Source organism: Colwellia sp. MB3u-4, assembly GCF_014077065.1.
Taxonomy (GTDB): domain Bacteria; phylum Pseudomonadota; class Gammaproteobacteria; order Enterobacterales; family Alteromonadaceae; genus Cognaticolwellia.
On sequence record NZ_JACGVE010000082.1, the window covers coordinates 27,689 to 44,033 of the forward strand.

Here is a 16,345-nt window from a genome sequence, read left to right on the forward strand (position 1 = left end):
GCAAACTATTTGGCTTAATGCAGTGTTTTCAATTAACATACCAAGATTAAATTGCTCATGACTTGCTAACTACGGAACTCATCCATGTATTGCCCCTTTTGTTCAGCCAACGAGACTAAAGTTATCGATTCACGTTTAGTGTCAGATGGTCACCAAGTCCGTCGTCGTCGTGAATGTTTAGCGTGCCATGAAAGATATACTACCTTCGAAAGTGCTGAGTTAGTGATGCCACGCATTATTAAGCGTGATGGCTCTCGAGAACCTTTTAACGAAGATAAAATGCGTAACGGTTTATTACGTGCATTAGAAAAAAGGCCGGTCAGCACCGAAGAAATAGAGTTGTCGATTAATAAACTCAAATCACAACTTAGAGCAACAGGCGAGCGCGAAGTGTCAAGTGAAATGCTCGGTACCATTATTATGGAACAGCTAAAAGTTTTAGATAAAGTCGCTTATATACGCTTTGCTTCAGTGTATCGCTCGTTTGAAGATATTAAAGAGTTTGGTGAAGAAATTGCCCGTTTAGGTGATGAATAAATAATTAGTTCGATCGGCATATAGCTTAAGCGCCATCACAGTTTAATTTTGAGTCCAGTAATGAGCCATTTTTCGTTAAAAGATCATCAATTTATGCAGCGCGCCATTAGCTTGGCAAAGCGTGGCCATTTTACCACCTCGCCTAATCCTCGCGTGGGTTGTGTCATTGTGTTGAAGGGCGAAGTGGTTGGTGAAGGTTTTCATCAAAAAGCAGGGCAAGGGCATGCTGAAGTTTATGCACTAAAACAGGCTGGAAGCAAAGCCAAAGGTGCCACTGCTTATGTCACGCTAGAGCCTTGTAGTCATTTTGGTTTAACACCGCCTTGTGCACAAGCGCTGATTAAAGCACAAGTGAGCCATGTTATTGCCGCTATGGTGGACCCGGATCCAAGAGTTTCGGGTCGTGGCCTTGAGTTGTTAACTGAGGCAGGAATAACCACACAGTTTGGTTTGCTTGAACAAGATGCTCGGGCATTAAACCCTGGTTTTATTCACTTAATGACCACCAAATTACCTTATGTTCGTTGTAAATTAGCGGCAAGCTTGGACGGAAAAACGGCTATGGCCAGTGGTGAAAGCCAGTGGATAACCTCAAGTGAAGCCCGCACTGATGTCCAGCGACTCAGAGCACAAAGTTGTGGCATTATTTGTGGCGCCGACTCTGTTATTTTTGACAATGCTAAAATGAATGTCCGTTGGCATGCATTAGGTGAGCTAAAGCAGCATTATGCTCAAGCAGATATTAGACAGCCAGTGCGTATTATTATTGATAGTAAAAACCGTTTAACACCTGATCTTGCAGTCTTTAAAACCAGCAGTAAAATAATATTAATTCGACAAACTATTGAAAATAGCCAAACTTGGCCGCATTTTGTAGAACAAGTGATTATTTCTAAAGCGGTCGATAGTGAATATATCGATCTCAGTTTATTGTTAGCTTACTTGGCTCAACAAGGCTTGAATGACATTTTAATTGAGTCAGGCGCTAAGCTAGCGGGCGCTTTTATTAGCGCAAACTTAGTTGATGAACTGGTACTTTACCAAGCACCAAAACTTATCGGTAGTGAGGGTAAAAGCCTACTTAATATGCCCGCAATATTGCAGCTATCAGCGGCTAAAAACCTTGATATAAATGATATTCGCATGGTGGGTAAAGATATTAGGATAACGGCAAAGTTTAGTCGTTAACGTGAAGGCTTTGATTGGCCAAACTAGGCTCTGGCCAAACTAGGCTCAGGCCAAATAGGGTCAGTGGTAATAATAAATAATAAGCTATACAGGCGACGAGACATAATATGTTTACAGGCATTATAGAAGCCGTAGGGCATTTAAAAGCAATTAATAGCTCAGGCGATGGCGCACGCGTCACCATTAATACGGTAAAATTAGACTTATCAGATGTTAAATTAGGCGACTCAATTGCAACCAATGGTATTTGTTTAACCGTTGTTGCCTTAGATAGCACCAGCTTTAGCGCTGATGTATCTAGCGAGACCTTAACACGTACTGGTTTCGCACATTATAAAATGGGTGCTAGCGTTAATCTTGAAAAAGCTATGCTACCTACCACACGATTCGGTGGCCACATGGTGTCGGGTCACGTTGATGCGGTGAGTGAAATTAGCGCCATTGAACATAAGGGCAATAGCATAGATTATTGGTTAACTATGCCGGCAGAACTATCAGCCTATATTGCAGAAAAAGGCTCAGTGACTATTGATGGTACTAGCTTGACGGTCAATAGTTTAAGCGCCGATCAATTTCGCTTAACGATTGTTCCACATACCACAGGTCAAACAATTATCAGTACATACCAAGTGGGCACTAAAGTTAATCTAGAAGTTGATTTAATTGCCCGCTACCTAGAAAGATTACTTACCAAGCAAACAACTGGCAAGCAAGAGCCGTCAGGTGTTACGCATGCGTTATTAGCGCGTAATGGTTTTATTAAATAAAGAGGTTGTCATGAATTTACATACGCCACAAGAGATTATCGACGATATAGCTCAAGGTAAAATGGTCATCTTAATGGATGATGAAGATCGCGAAAATGAAGGTGACTTCATTATGGCGGCAGAAAAAGTAACGCCTGAAGCGATAAACTTTATGGCAACACATGGTCGTGGTCTTATTTGTATGCCAATGTCGGCAGCGCGTTGCGAGTTGTTAAAATTACCGTTAATGGTCGATAAAAACGACGCCCAGTTCACCACTAATTTCACTGTCTCTATTGAAGCGGCTGAAGGCGTAACTACCGGTATTTCTGCCGCTGATCGTGCCACGACCGTTTTAGCCGCGGTTGGTAAAGACGCTGATCATAACTCGATTGTGCAGCCCGGCCATATTTTTCCACTGATTGCCAAAGATGGTGGCGTGTTAAACCGTGCGGGTCATACCGAAGCCGGTGTTGATTTAGCGCGTTTAGCTGGCTTTGAAGCTGCAGCGGTTATTGTTGAGATATTAAATGAAGATGGCACCATGGCGCGTCGTCCAGACCTAGAAATTATTGCTGAAAAACATGGCATAAAAATGGGGACTATTGCCGATTTAATTGAATATCGTAATGCCAATGAAACTACGATTGAACGGATTTCAAAGTGTAAATTACCGACCGAATTTGGTGATTTTGATTTAACCGTATTTAAAGACACTATTGATGGTCAAGCACACTTTGCCTTAACCAAAGGTGAAATTAAGCCTGAAGAGCCAACATTAGTGCGTGTGCACTTAGAAAATACCTTTAAAGACTTATTATTGAGTCAACGTGAAAGTGTCGCTAAATGGCCGATGTCGAGTGCGCTGGAAAAAATTGGCAAAGAAGGTGGTGTATTAGTCTTATTAGGCAAACACGAGTCACCTATGGAGCTTATTGCCCAAGTACAGAAATACGCTAAGCTTGACGCGGGTGAAACCGTGAAAGAAGTGCAACGTCATGTCGGTTCACGTAACGTTGGTGTTGGATCGCAAATTTTAGCTAATCTAGGTGTCAGTAAAATGCGCTTATTAAGTTCACAAACGAAATATCACTCGCTTTCAGGCTTTGGCTTAGAAGTCGTGGAATATATTGCTGAGTAAACAATTTTGTAGTGAATCGTGTTACTACTTCACTGCCAAGTGAGTGCGATGTCGCTAATGTGCGACAAGTAAAAAAGCGATTTGAAGTCATTCAAATCGCTTTTTTGATGCCATATGAAACTCAGGTCAACAATATTTAAAGCTCTGGCGATCTTCTATGTAACGTTGATTGCTCATAATCATAGGCAACTTCAATCAATTTACCTTCTTGTAATTTACCTGAAAACATTGATAAACCAACAGGTAAGCCATGAACATAGCCCATAGGCACTGTAATATGGGGATAACCAGAAATGGCCGCAGCAGAAGACGCTGCGCCTAAATAATGATCACCGTTTATCCAATCAGTTTTCCAAGCCGGCCCTGTTGTTGGTGCAATTATCAGATCAAGCTGGTGTTCAGCCAAGAGGGCATCAATACCTTCATCTTGCGTTGATTTTTTTGCGAGCCGTAAGGCTGCACGGTAACGCTCATCAGTTAATGGTCCTTTAGCTTGTGCCATCTCAAATATTTCTTGTTTAAAATAAAGCATTTCTTTATCTTCGTGTGCAAGATTAAAGGCAATTAAGGCTGCAAGTGACTTAGGGATATTATCACCTGTGTCTGCAAGATAAGCATTTAAACCATGCTTAAACTCGTACAGCAGCACTTCAAACTCTGCGTCACCCCAAGCATCAGTATTGGTGAAATTAGTTGCATCAACAATAATTCCGCCTTGAGCTTGTAAGTCGGCAATAGCTTGTTCAAAGACCGCATCAAGTTGGCCATGATAACCCATAAGGTTTCGGGCAACTCCGATGCGTTTGCCTTTAATGCCGCCTATTTTTAAATGACTAATATAATCAGTGGTAGTCGATAGTGCACCATGGTCACTGTTGTCGACAGCAGTTAATGCGTCAAGCAAAAGCACAGCGTCAGTTACTGTGCGCGCCATTGGGCCAGCAGTATCTTGGCTATGGGCGATAGGGATAATGCCATCTCGACTTATGGTACCTAAAGTAGGCTTGATACCGACAATACCGTTTATTGCCGATGGACAGGTTACAGAGCCGTCTGTTTCTGTGCCTACAGCCAATAATGCCAGATCTGCTGCAATGGCTACGCCAGAGCCAGCACTCGACCCACATGGGCTTGTAGTTAAGTCGTATGGGTTTTTACTTTGACCCCATAGGCCACTCCAACCACTTGACGACGAGGTTGAACGAAAGTTTGCCCACTCACTTAAATTTGTTTTTCCTAAAATAATCGCACCAGCATTTTTAAGTTGCTGAACCAAAAAAGCATCATTTTTAGGGTAGTGGTTTTTTAACGCCCAAGAGCCTGCAGTGTTGGCCATACCGTCAATAGTATCGATATTATCTTTTAATAAAACAGGAATGCCGTGTAATGGTCCTACTTTGCCTGATTTTTTATAAATCGCATCAAGCTCTTGCGCTCTTTTAAGCGCGTTTTTATTGAGCTGAACTACAGCGTTTAGTTGTGGCCCTTGGTCATCAATTTTGGTTATTCGGTCTAAGTAGTAGTTGAGCAATTCTTCACTTGTGAGCTGTTTATTTTCCATCATGCGGTGAACTTTAGTCACCGTTAATTCGTGATGATTTATGTTTGTTTTTGAACAAGCTGATAAAGTGCAGAGCATGAGCGCGGCTATAATGCTAATAAAACTTCGCATAGTACTTCCTTTTATTATTTGTACGCTTATATAACGTTAAAAAAAGCCACTTGTCTAGCCTTAAAGGTAAGCGTGATTAAACGTGATAGTGAGGTTTAGTATGAGAGGTAAAGATGTTTTGACGAAGTGTGTTTGTGCTGTGTTAGTGCCGAATAAGGAAGTACGCCACTTGCTTTGTCAAATGGCGTGTTTGCTATTAGCGGTGAATTAAGACTTTTATAGTTGCATAAATTGTCTGATCTTCTCGATTATCCCTTGGCTATCTAAGCCTAATTCTTGATGAATTTCAGCTTGTGTGCCGTGCTTAATAAAACTATCGGGTAAGCCTATATTGAGAATTTTTTTCGCAATACCTTGGCTTAAAATAAATTCGTTAACACCAGAGCCGGCGCCACCAGCAATGGCATTGTCTTCGACGGTGACAATACAGTCGTGACTGGCACATAGTGTTTTGATTAGCGCTTGATCTAAGGGTTTAACAAAACGCATATCAACTAAAGTGGCGTTAAGGGTTTCTGCCGCTATTTTCGCTTGCGTTAATAGAGTACCGAAGTTAAGCACAGCCACTTTACTTGGCACTTGGATGTTATCGTCTATCGCACGAATAATATTAGCTTTACCGATCTCAAGTGTTTCTGATATTGCCGGTAGTGTTGCACCATTGCCACTGCCACGAGGGTAGCGCACGGCGGCAGGGGTATTTAACTGATAACCGGTATTGAGCATTAACTGACATTCGCGTTCATCAGAGGGTGTCATGATAGTGAGGTTTGGAATACAACGCATAAAACTTAAATCAAATGCCCCTTGATGCGTCGCACCATCAGCGCCGACAATACCGGCTCTGTCAATGGCAAATAATACCGGTAAATTTTGAATCGCTACGTCATGAATAAATTGATCATAACCGCGTTGTAAAAAGCTTGAATAAATAGCTACCACAGGCTTTTGTCCGCCAATAGCTAGGCCGGCAGCAAAAGTGACCGCATGTTGTTCAGCAATAGCCACATCATAATACTGCTTGGGAAAACGTTGGCTAAACTCCACCATACCTGAACCTTCACGCATGGCTGGCGTAATGGCGGCAAGCTGACTATCTTGCTCAGCCACTTTACATAACCAATCACCAAATATGGCTGAATAAGTGGGCAAGCTTGGTGCGCTTTTAGGTAGGCTTGTTTCTGTGTGATCAAATTTAGGTACGGCATGATACTTGATTGGATCTTGTTCTGCCTGTTGATAACCCTTACCTTTTTTAGTGGCAATATGCAGTAATTGTGGGCCTTTGAGGTTACGCATATTAGAAATAGTCGCCACTAAGCCATTAACGTCATGACCATCAATCGGACCAATGTAGTTAAAACCCAGCTCTTCAAATAAGGAGCTTGGCACAACCATACCTTTTAAATGCTCTTCAGCACGACTGGCTAATTCTTTAATCGGTGGAATGTTTTCAAGTATGCGTTTACTCCCTTCACGGATACCGGTATATATGCTGCCAGAAAGTAATTTTGCTAGATGATTATTTAACGCACCGACATTTTCCGATATCGACATTTCGTTATCGTTTAAGATAACTAGCATGTTTTTATTGATATCACCGGCATGATTTAAAGCTTCAAAAGCCATACCTGCTGTCATGGCGCCGTCACCTATAACCGAAACCACCTTACGATTTTTTGCTTCTTGCTCAGCCGCAACGGCTAAGCCTAATGCCGCAGAGATTGAGGTGCTTGAGTGACCGACACTAAGTACGTCATATTCACTTTCTTCACGCCATGGAAATGGGTGTAAGCCGTCTTTTTGTCGAATAGTGTGGAGTTGATCACGTCGGCCAGTGAGTATTTTGTGTGGGTATGCTTGGTGTCCAACATCCCAAAGTAAATGGTCAAATGGCGTGTTATAAACATAATGTAAGGCAACGGTTAATTCAATGGTACCTAAGCCCGAGGCAAAGTGACCGCTACTTTTACTGACAGAATTTAAAAGATAACGTCTTAGCTCTTCACTGACTTTTGTTAATTGCTTTTGCTCTAATTTTCGCAAATCAGCCGGGAAATTGATCTTGGCCAATAAAGGATATTCAGTTAAGTTTATAGTCATATGATTCTATTAAATTTAAAAATTAATGTTTGCGGCTGACAATGAAAGTCGCAAAGTCGGACAAGCTCTGGGTATTGTAGGGCAAAGTGGCTAAAGCTTGAAGCGCTTGTTGATATAAGTTTTCGGCCTTTTCTTGTGCGCCCTGTAAACCTAACAATGCGGGATAGGTACTTTTATTGGCGGCAAGGTCAGAACCCGTGGGTTTGCCCAGCTCTTCTTCTGTTGATGTTATATCGATAATGTCATCACGTACTTGGTAAGCCAAGCCAACAAGCTTAGCATAAAGGGCTAATTGTTCTTTGTCATACAGGGTGGCTTTATTGCTGCATTCTGCGGCCATTTTTACCGAAGCTTCAAGTAAAGCGCCGGTTTTTAACGAGTGTAAATTTTCTAATGCGGCCAGTGAAATGGCTTTATCAGTGGCGGCTAAATCTAATGCTTGGCCACCACACATGCCTTGATAACCCGCGGCATTAACAAGGTGGCGTAATAAATTAATCCGCTTAGTGTCTACAGCCTCAGAAAATTCATGGTTGGCAATAATATCAAACGCTAGCGTTTGCAAACTATCACCAGCGAGAATAGCGGTCGCTTCATCAAAGGCTTTATGACAAGTGGGTTGGCCGCGACGCAAATCGTCGTCGTCCATTGCCGGTAAATCGTCATGCAACAGTGAATAAGCATGAATGCACTCTATGGCGGCGGCTACACCGTCAATATCACTTTGCTTGGCGTCTAATGTTGCCCCGGTAATATAAGCTAAATATGGCCGCATACGCTTACCCCCAATGAGTAAGCCGTAGCGCATAGCGGCTAATAACTTTTCATCGTTAAGGGTTAAGCTTGCAAGCTTTTTGCTGAGATAATTATTAATGCGCGTTTGCACATCATCAATATGGGCGAGTTTAGTCACGGATGTTAGTCTCGTCGGTATTAAATTTTTCTAACGGCGCTTGGCCGTTTTTTTCCAGCAAAATATTAATTTGCTGTTCGGCACCTTTAAGTTTTTCTTGATTATGCTGGCTCAGGTGTAGGCCACGTTCAAATAAGGTCATTGAGTCTTCAAGATTAAGATCACCTTGTTCTAAATTTTTCACAATGGTTTCTAATTCAACTAATGATTCTTCAAAGCTTAAGTTTTCAATTTTTTTTCTGGCCATGGACTTTTTTTTTGCGTGATATGAACTCTAGGCGCAAACTTACCTTAGCTAGGGCGCGGGGTCAATTAATGATGAATTGATGTTGATAAAGATAATATTGATATTAGCTTGTTAAGTTATTGACAATATGGACGATAACAAAGGTATAACAAAAAATATAAGTATTCGCGTCAGACCTATTCATCAGGTATTATCAGCCTAATGAGTATATCTAAGAAAATTTATCGGAGGCATTTGTGGATTTAGCAACATTAATAGGCATAGTCGGTGCAATAGGGTTACTGATTATGGCGATGTTACTCGCTGGCGACATTAGCATGTTTTTAGATACTCAGTCGGTGATTATTGTCTTTGGTGGTTCGATTTTTGTTGTGTTAGCCAATTATAATTTAGGCCAGTTTTTTGGTATCGGAAAAATTATTGGTAAATCCTTCATGTTTAAATTGGAGACACCTGAAGAGTTAATTGAAAAATCAGTAGAAATGGCTGATGCAGCTCGTAAAGGCGGTTTTTTAGCCCTAGAGGAAGCTGAAATTTCTAATGCTTTTATGCAAAAAGGTGTCGATATGTTGGTTGATGGTCATGATGCTGATGTTGTGCGAACCACGATGCAAAAAGATATCGACCTCACGACCGAACGTCATGAAACTGGCTCAAACATGATGATGGCCCTAGCCGATATTGCACCCGCTATGGGCATGATAGGCACCTTGATTGGCTTGGTTGCTATGTTATCGAATATGGATGACCCAAAGGCAATTGGTCCGGCCATGGCGGTAGCATTGCTAACAACCTTATACGGTGCATTTTTGGCGAATGTTATTGCCATACCTATCGCGTCTAAATTAAAATTACGTTTAGCAGAAGAGAAAATGAATCAAGAACTCGTGCTTGATGCCGTTTTAGGTATTCAAGATGGCCAAAATCCACGTGTTATTGAAGGCCTGCTAAAGAGCTACCTTGCTGAAAGTAAGCGAGCTGTTGATACAACTGAAGAGTAGGGGAGTTAATTATGGCAGATAAATGTAAATGCCCACCCCCAGGATTACCACCATGGATGGGCACATTTGCCGACTTAATGGCGCTATTGATGTGTTTTTTCGTCTTACTTTTATCATTTTCTGAAATGGACGTATTAAAGTTTAAGCAAATTGCGGGCTCAATGAAGTTTGCCTTCGGTGTACAAAATAAAATAGAAGTAAAAGACATCCCTAAAGGCACCAGTATTATTGCTCAGGAATTTCGCCCCGGTAAACCTGAGCCAACCCCGATTGAAGTTATTCAGCAACAAACCATGGAAATGACCCAACAAATGTTGGAATTTCAAGCCGGAGATGAAACCTCCGCGGGTGGTCGACAAGAGCAACGCGGCACCCAACGCGGTGGTCAATCACAAAGCACTGCAGATACCGTCTCAACAGCGGCACCACAAAAAGCTAGAGATGAGCTAGAACAAGCGTCACAAGATCAAGTTAATGACCTAGTGAAAAAAATAGCCCAGCAATTAGAACAACAAATTCAAGACGGCGCTATTGAGTTAGAGTCATTGGGGCAGCAAGTTATTATTCGTATTCGTGAAAACGGCTCATTTCCATCAGGCTCAGCATTCTTACAACCTCAATTTAAACCTATAATGCGAGAAATTGGTTTGTTATTAAATACTGTGCCCGGTGAGATCATGATCTCTGGCAACACAGATAACCAAGGCATAAGTTCTGAATTGTTTACCTCTAATTGGGACTTATCAAGTAAACGCGCTGTGGCTATTGCGCATGAAATTATTAAAGTGCCTGATTTTGACCAATCTCGTTTACTGGTTGTTGGCCATGCCGACACACGGCCATTAGTGCCTAATACTAATCGCTTAAACCGTCGTCGAAATCGTCGGGTTGAAATTGCTATTAACCAAGGTAAAGCGAAAGAAACAGCGCCAATCTCCATTCAGTGATGATAAAAATTTATCTCACTTAAAGGCAAGTTATATGAGGAGTACAAATCAGGTACTCCTTTTTTTATGGCTGAGCTTAAAGCTAGTCTATCGCCTCTGCTTTTAAATAGGCAGATTTTTGCACGTTAAGCACATGCCATTACCTTGATTATTTTGTTGTGCACACAGATATACGCCAACTATTGTGCAATAACAGGTGTTGAAGATAAATAACTTTCCTAATTTAACCGCGCTTTATACCTAAAACGCTTTGGTATTATTTCACTGTTAATGTTTATAACCTAGCAGATAAGCCGTTATCAGTTTACCTTAGGGTACTTAGCGCTGAAATTGCATATTAGAGTAGAACAGGTATATAATGCGCGCCATTCTAAATAAGGGCATTATTGTTGATGAGATTCATTGTTAAGTTACAGGCTGAAATAACCATTAAAAGCCGTCCAGTGCGTAAGCGTTTTACTAAGATTTTAGAATCAAGTATAAAAAATGTGCTGCGTCGTGTTGATGAACAAGTGACAACACAAATGCACTGGGACAACATTGAAGTTAATACGTCCAATAATAGCCCCGAAAACCGTTTAAAATTAATAGAGACCTTAAAATCCACGCCAGGCATTCCGACGTTTCTCGAAGTGCAACAAGCCAGCTTTACTGACCTTAATGATATTTGTGAAAAAACCTTAGCGGTTCATGCTAAGAATATCGAAAACAAAACATTTTCTGTCAGAGTAAAGCGTTCAGGTAAGCACGACTTTAATTCCATGGACGTCGAAAAATATGTTGGCAGTGGACTAAACTTGCACGTTGAATCTGCTAGCGTTAAATTGACAAAACCTGATGTTACTGTGTATTTAGAAATTAAAAATACACATTTATATATTGTTACCCAGCGTCACAAAGGTATGGGAGGTTTTCCCATTGCCACACAAGAAGATGTGCTATCGCTAATGTCGGGTGGTTTTGATTCAGGTGTTGCCAGTTATCAAATGATTAAAAAAGGTGCACGAACGCATTATTGTTTTTTTAATTTAGGCGGTGCGGCGCACGAAGTTGGTGTTAAGCAAGTCAGTTACTATTTATGGAATAAATACGGCGCGTCACATCGAGTGAAGTTTTTCGCGGTAGATTTTGAACCTGTAGTTGCAGAAATACTAGAAAACATTGAAAACGGTCTAATGGGTGTCGTGCTTAAGCGTATGATGATGCGAGCGGCAACCACAATAGCCGACAAAATGGGTATTCAAGCTTTAGTTACCGGTGAAGCAATAGGCCAGGTATCTAGTCAAACCTTAACTAACTTAAACGTTATTAATCGGGTGACAGACACCTTGATTTTACGACCATTAGCCACCTACGATAAACAAGATATTATTGATATTGCGCGTAAAATTGGTACAGAAGATTTTGCTAAAACCATTCCTGAATATTGTGGTGTTATTTCTAAAAAGCCAACGGTAAAAGCGGTATTGTCTAAAGTTGAGGCAGAAGAAGCAAACTTTGATTTCTCAATTCTTGACAAGGTGGTTGATGAAACGCGCATATTTGATATTCGTGATATTGGCAAAGAAAGTGAAGCAGAAATTCATGCGGTTGATACCTTAGATAACATTCCAGCCAATGCAGTCGTGCTCGACATTCGTAGTCCAGACGAAGAAGATGACAATCCATTAGCGTTAGAAGGTGTAGAGGTTATACATTTACCTTTTTACAAGCTCACCAGTCAATTTGGCGACTTAGATAAGTCTAAAGATTACTTACTTTATTGTGACCAAGGTGTGATGAGTAAATTGCAGGCGCTGTATTTATTAGGCGCAGGTTTTACCAATGTGAAAGTGTATCGGCCATAAGTAACCACTCTGTTTCAGCACAATGTTGCTCGCTGATGGAGTCTAGCCTAAATGGAACCTAGGGGATAATAGCGTGTTGGGCCATTTTTTCTAGGTCGAATTTGAGTCCGGCAAGCGTTAAATAGGCAATTAACCTGATGGGCCAAATATGCATAACCTATGTATAAATAGCCCAGTTAATTTTATTTGAGACGACAAAAATCAACGACAACTACAGCTAAATAACGCTATAGGTTCAACGGCTATAGTTAACATTAAAAAACCCTCAAATAAGTCATTGTTTGAGGGTTTTTTAATGTCAAACATGACAGAGTACTAAACTTCTAACTTCTAACTTCTAATGCTCTAATTTGCTGTATTATTTTTTCATTTTGGGGGACACCAAGACCTGCCTTTCTAGCCAGATTAACAATGTAGCCATTGATATAATCAATCTCAGTTTTTCGTTGCTGTAGAATATCACTGCGCATTGAAGAGCAATTTTTAGCGGTGTTTCTCGCGACCTGCAGTATGCTTGCTTTCAGCTCGTTAAAGTTAAAGTTAATGTTTTCATAAGCCGCTACAGCGATGATTTCATCAATTAATTTAGTGATGAGTGACTTGAATTTATCATCAAGTAGCTGACCATTATCGATGTTTTCTATCGCGGTTATCGGGTTAATAACACAATTTATCGCTAATTTAAGCCACTGCTTGTCCTTAATAGCCTCTGTAAAGCTCAATGTTGGCAAAGCTTGGCCCAATGTGGCGGTAAGTTCATCACGTATTGTTGGGCTAATATCGCCAGCGATCAGGCCTAAGTCATGGTGACCTAAACCCGTGTGCTGAGCATGAAAAGGGCGGGTTATTTTACAGCCATGGGTGGTTAATAACGCTAAACAAGGTTGCTGAAGTTTGGCTAAGTCCTGGTATGCACCCATGCCGTTATGACAAAAAACAATGATGGCTTGAGTTGATATTTTATTGGTTAAAGCTGCTATGGCGGCTTTAACCTGATAAGACTTTACGCAGAGCAATATCAAGTCTGCATTGGCCAAGGTCGTGTTATTGGCGAGCGTTAATAAGCCCTGTTGGCTGTGGTTGTTAAGGTCAGTAAAGTGATAATGTCTAGGCACAGAGCTTGCGCTTGCTGAGCAGGATAAACTGACTGAGTTTTTCTGCATTTTAGTTAAATGATGATACCAGAGCAGTCCGATAGCGCCTTGGCCAATAACCACAATATTCATGATATTGACTTATTACTCGAGCGATTACGGTAGATCAAAATTGCCCATCTAATAAGGCCAAATAATGCTATGCCGATTAAATCAGAAATAAAATCGCTTACTTGCGCACTGCGAAAGCCTAAATAATACTGTCCTAACTCGGTGAGTATGCCGTAAAAAGCGACGGTTAACATGGTATTAAATAACGGCAATTTTAATATGCTGTGTAGTACCCAAGTTAAGCAAAAAAAACTGATAATATGGCCAATAGAGTCGATTTCTGTGCTACGAAAAACCATGCGCCTCAAGTCTTCAGAACTAAAGTAAAAGCAAAAAAATAGCATGACAATAATGGCGAGAATAGATAAGTGATAGCGACTTTTCATTGCGGTGTAGGTCATTGTGCTTAATAAAATCAGATGTTATTAATCATATCAGTGCTAAGCAACGAAAACTATCATTGTTGTTTTGAACTAAAGGCTTTATTGCCATTAACATAAATAATCGATCGCTGAGTTAATTCAACGGGTATTATTCCTAGTCAAAGCAATAATTTGTTATCTTGTGCATTGGTATTAATTTCATATATTGATAATATATGCCTAATTATTGTTAGATAGAGAATCATCATGCCTTCAATGGATATTGTTTCCGAAATTAATTTGGAAGAAGTTAGAAACGCAACTGAAAATGCTAACCGTGAGTTATCGACTCGATTCGACTTTCGAGGTGCAGACGCAAGCTTTACTTGGAAAACGCCAACAGTAACGATGAAAGGTGATGCTGACTTTCAACTTAAGCAGATGGCGGATGTACTAAGAAGCCAATTAGTCAAACGCAATATTGACGCCAAAGCGCTGACACTGAGTAACACTGAGCACACAGGGAAAAACTTTAGCCAAGAGGCGACTTTTAAAGAAGGCATCGAACAATTGGTGGCCAAGAAAGTGGTTAAATTGATCAAAGACAGCAAGTTAAAAGTGCAGGCTTCAATTCAAGGTGAACAAGTGCGGGTTACCGGTAAAAAGCGTGACGATTTACAAGCGGTAATGCAATTACTCAGAGAAAATGAGTTTGAACAATCATTTCAATATAATAACTTTAGAGATTAATGCGCTAGTCATAGCGTTATTTTCTCTTGGTTAGTGTCTGATTTTTAAAAAGAGGCTTTGGCCTCTTTTTTTGCTTTAATCTTTTTTAAAGCTATAGGTAGCAATAAAAACACGATTGACTGTAATTTAGCTAGTAATGAAATGTTTACGCGAAAAACAGCGATTAAAAGCACTTTCATGATCTTTTTTACCAATAAACGCTGTTTTTTTCTTAATATTTTAAGTAAATTAACTTATTCAAATAATAATAATGATGGTTTTAAATGGCTGCTTCTAGAGGTGCGTTCAGTTCTCGTTTTGGTTTTATCATGGCGGCGGCGGGTTCTGCGGTAGGGTTAGGTAATATATGGGGTTTTCCAACCCAAACGGCAAGTAATGGCGGCGCTGCATTTGTGCTAGTTTATTTAGTGCTTGCCTTTTGTTTAGCGTATCCCGCTTTTATGGCGGAGTTACTGATAGGGCGATATGGCCAAGCCAATGCGGTGACGTCACTACAAAAAATATCACGCAATATTTTTCACAAACGTTTTGCTTTTGTCGTTGGCTTTGGCGGTATTGTTTGTGCGGCATTAATTTTAAGCTTTTATGGCATTTTAGCGGGTTGGATGATGTCATTCGCGATTGAGCCGATGACGACTTTGTTAGGCTTTAATGAAGCGTCAAACTGGCTAACCTCACAATCTATAGCGCGTAATTTAATTTTTTCTGCGTTATTTATGATGCTGACTATCGCGATTATTCGCCGAGGTGTTGAGGAGGGTATTGAAAAATGGTCTAAGCGCTTAATGCCTATGCTAATAGGTTTGCTGATTTTATTGATCTTCTATGTCTTTACGTTAGAAGGGGCAAAAGAAGGCTTCGCGGCGTATTTAAATCCTGATATTTCTCGTTTATTTGAGCCCGACTTACTGATCAGCGCATTGGGGCAAGCTTTCTTTTCTTTGTCACTAGGGACTAGTGTGATGGTGATTTATGGCTCATATATATCTAAAAGTGAAAACTTAGTATCGCTTGGTGCGCAAGTGACCTTAATTGACGTCTCTATTGCCTTCTTGGCCGGTTTGCTTATTATTCCATCCATGTATGTTGCTCAGGCACAAGGTGTCGCCATCTTTAGTGCAGATGGTAGTTTAATTTCTGGTCCTAATTTGGTTTTTGATGTCTTACCGACGTTATTCGATGGTATGGGGGCTATTGGTTTATTTGTTGGCTTTGGTTTTTTTGTTTTAATGTCAATTGCCGCGTTAACATCGAGTATTTCAATGTTAGAAGGGCCGGTTTCTTTTGTGGTAGAACGCCATAATATTGAACGGAAAAAAGCCACTACCTTTATTGGCCTGGGTATATTTATGTTAAGTACCTTAATCGTCTTTAATTTTGATGTGCTTTTTGGTTTAGTTATTTCGATGTCTACCGTTTATGGTCAACCACTGATTGCTATGTTGTGCTGTGTGTTTGTTGGTTGGATTTGGTTTCGTAACGATATTTTAAATGAGCTTAAGCAAGGTAATGATATGGTTGAACATTCGTTGTTTTGGAAAATTTGGCCTTGGTACACTAAGTTTGTTTGTCCCACCGCAATCGGTATTGTTTTCTGGCATTCATTGTAATAAAGCCACTTTAAAATTTAGTGATTAAAAAGGGAGCTATTTTAGCTCCCTTTTCTTATGCTATTTTTTGCCATAA

General features: G+C 40.5%; 15 protein-coding genes. 9 read left to right on the plus strand and 6 right to left on the minus strand.

What is annotated here, in order from left to right; translation table 11 throughout:
* The first annotated feature begins 84 nt into the window (after positions 1-84).
* From nrdR to ribBA, 4 genes are all read left to right on the plus strand, one after another.
* Positions 85-537, plus strand: a complete 453-nt coding sequence (gene nrdR, locus H4J61_RS12915) for a transcriptional regulator NrdR (RefSeq protein ID WP_182185335.1) — start codon at positions 85-87, stop codon at positions 535-537.
* Positions 538-597: 60 nt separating this feature from the next.
* The gene (ribD, locus tag H4J61_RS12920; protein ID WP_182185336.1) at positions 598-1,725 is read left to right on the plus strand and encodes a bifunctional diaminohydroxyphosphoribosylaminopyrimidine deaminase/5-amino-6-(5-phosphoribosylamino)uracil reductase RibD; all 1,128 of its coding nucleotides are present in this window, start codon (positions 598-600) and stop codon (positions 1,723-1,725) included.
* A 107-nt stretch (positions 1,726-1,832) separates the two neighbouring features.
* Positions 1,833-2,492, plus strand: a complete 660-nt coding sequence (locus H4J61_RS12925; protein ID WP_182185337.1) for a riboflavin synthase — start codon at positions 1,833-1,835, stop codon at positions 2,490-2,492.
* A 10-nt stretch (positions 2,493-2,502) separates the two neighbouring features.
* Entirely contained in the window at positions 2,503-3,612 is a 1,110-nt protein-coding gene (ribBA, locus tag H4J61_RS12930) for a bifunctional 3,4-dihydroxy-2-butanone-4-phosphate synthase/GTP cyclohydrolase II (RefSeq protein ID WP_182136049.1), read from the plus strand.
* Positions 3,613-3,748: 136 nt separating this feature from the next.
* Here the strand turns inward: ribBA and H4J61_RS12935 are convergent, their stop codons facing one another.
* From H4J61_RS12935 to xseB, 4 genes are all read right to left on the minus strand, one after another.
* The gene (locus H4J61_RS12935) at positions 3,749-5,284 is read right to left on the minus strand and encodes an amidase (protein ID WP_220461263.1); all 1,536 of its coding nucleotides are present in this window, start codon (positions 5,282-5,284) and stop codon (positions 3,749-3,751) included.
* A gap of 216 nt (positions 5,285-5,500) precedes the next feature.
* Complete coding sequence (dxs, locus tag H4J61_RS12940; RefSeq protein ID WP_182185338.1) at positions 5,501-7,387, minus strand: 1-deoxy-D-xylulose-5-phosphate synthase; 1,887 nt, start codon at positions 7,385-7,387, stop codon at positions 5,501-5,503.
* Positions 7,388-7,409: 22 nt separating this feature from the next.
* A complete protein-coding gene (gene ispA, locus H4J61_RS12945; RefSeq protein ID WP_182185339.1) occupies positions 7,410-8,300 on the minus strand; it encodes a (2E,6E)-farnesyl diphosphate synthase in 891 nt (296 codons plus the stop codon).
* Positions 8,293-8,547 (minus strand): exodeoxyribonuclease VII small subunit, encoded by a 255-nt coding sequence (gene xseB / locus H4J61_RS12950; protein ID WP_182136046.1) that lies wholly within the window; start codon positions 8,545-8,547, stop codon positions 8,293-8,295. Before xseB ends, ispA begins: the two co-directional genes overlap by 8 nt.
* 236 nt (positions 8,548-8,783) lie before the next feature.
* On the opposite strand from xseB, the gene pomA reads away from it, so the two are divergent.
* The 3 genes from pomA to thiI all read left to right on the plus strand — a co-directional run bounded on the left by pomA (position 8,784) and on the right by thiI (position 12,342).
* Positions 8,784-9,548, plus strand: a complete 765-nt coding sequence (pomA, locus tag H4J61_RS12955) for a flagellar motor protein PomA (protein WP_182136045.1) — start codon at positions 8,784-8,786, stop codon at positions 9,546-9,548.
* Between the two features lie 11 nt (positions 9,549-9,559).
* Positions 9,560-10,495, plus strand: coding sequence for a flagellar motor protein MotB (locus H4J61_RS12960; RefSeq protein WP_182136044.1), 936 nt, complete (start codon positions 9,560-9,562; stop codon positions 10,493-10,495).
* Positions 10,496-10,887: 392 nt separating this feature from the next.
* A complete protein-coding gene (gene thiI, locus H4J61_RS12965; RefSeq protein WP_182185340.1) occupies positions 10,888-12,342 on the plus strand; it encodes a tRNA uracil 4-sulfurtransferase ThiI in 1,455 nt (484 codons plus the stop codon).
* Between the two features lie 323 nt (positions 12,343-12,665).
* On the opposite strand, the gene H4J61_RS12970 is transcribed toward thiI, so the two are convergent.
* Entirely contained in the window at positions 12,666-13,568 is a 903-nt protein-coding gene (locus tag H4J61_RS12970; RefSeq protein ID WP_182185341.1) for a ketopantoate reductase family protein, read from the minus strand.
* Positions 13,565-13,948 (minus strand): VanZ family protein, encoded by a 384-nt coding sequence (locus tag H4J61_RS12975; protein ID WP_182185342.1) that lies wholly within the window; start codon positions 13,946-13,948, stop codon positions 13,565-13,567. Before H4J61_RS12975 ends, H4J61_RS12970 begins: the two co-directional genes overlap by 4 nt.
* A gap of 228 nt (positions 13,949-14,176) precedes the next feature.
* On the opposite strand from H4J61_RS12975, the gene H4J61_RS12980 reads away from it, so the two are divergent.
* On the plus strand, positions 14,177-14,659 hold the full coding sequence (locus H4J61_RS12980; protein ID WP_182136040.1) for a YajQ family cyclic di-GMP-binding protein: 483 nt from the start codon (positions 14,177-14,179) through the stop codon (positions 14,657-14,659).
* 263 nt (positions 14,660-14,922) lie between these two features.
* Positions 14,923-16,269 carry a sodium-dependent transporter gene (locus H4J61_RS12985; protein WP_182185343.1) on the plus strand — a complete coding sequence of 449 codons (1,347 nt, stop codon included), beginning with the start codon at positions 14,923-14,925 and terminating at the stop codon, positions 16,267-16,269.
* Positions 16,270-16,345 lie beyond the last annotated feature (76 nt).

Excerpts from the sequence above, each read along its gene's own strand:
- H4J61_RS12975 (WP_182185342.1), bottom strand. The coding sequence starts at position 13,948 with ATGACCTACACCGCAATGAAAAGTCGCTATCACTTATCTATTCTCGCC.
- H4J61_RS12960 (WP_182136044.1), top strand. The coding sequence starts at position 9,560 with ATGGCAGATAAATGTAAATGCCCACCCCCAGGATTACCACCATGGATG.
- H4J61_RS12980 (WP_182136040.1), top strand. The coding sequence starts at position 14,177 with ATGCCTTCAATGGATATTGTTTCCGAAATTAATTTGGAAGAAGTTAGA.
- ribD (WP_182185336.1), top strand. The coding sequence starts at position 598 with ATGAGCCATTTTTCGTTAAAAGATCATCAATTTATGCAGCGCGCCATT.
- H4J61_RS12925 (WP_182185337.1), top strand. The coding sequence starts at position 1,833 with ATGTTTACAGGCATTATAGAAGCCGTAGGGCATTTAAAAGCAATTAAT.
- nrdR (WP_182185335.1), top strand. The coding sequence starts at position 85 with ATGTATTGCCCCTTTTGTTCAGCCAACGAGACTAAAGTTATCGATTCA.
- dxs (WP_182185338.1), bottom strand. The coding sequence starts at position 7,387 with ATGACTATAAACTTAACTGAATATCCTTTATTGGCCAAGATCAATTTC.
- H4J61_RS12970 (WP_182185341.1), bottom strand. The coding sequence starts at position 13,568 with ATGAATATTGTGGTTATTGGCCAAGGCGCTATCGGACTGCTCTGGTAT.
- thiI (WP_182185340.1), top strand. The coding sequence starts at position 10,888 with ATGAGATTCATTGTTAAGTTACAGGCTGAAATAACCATTAAAAGCCGT.
- H4J61_RS12985 (WP_182185343.1), top strand. The coding sequence starts at position 14,923 with ATGGCTGCTTCTAGAGGTGCGTTCAGTTCTCGTTTTGGTTTTATCATG.
- ribBA (WP_182136049.1), top strand. The coding sequence starts at position 2,503 with ATGAATTTACATACGCCACAAGAGATTATCGACGATATAGCTCAAGGT.
- H4J61_RS12935 (WP_220461263.1), bottom strand. The coding sequence starts at position 5,284 with ATGCGAAGTTTTATTAGCATTATAGCCGCGCTCATGCTCTGCACTTTA.
- xseB (WP_182136046.1), bottom strand. The coding sequence starts at position 8,547 with ATGGCCAGAAAAAAAATTGAAAACTTAAGCTTTGAAGAATCATTAGTT.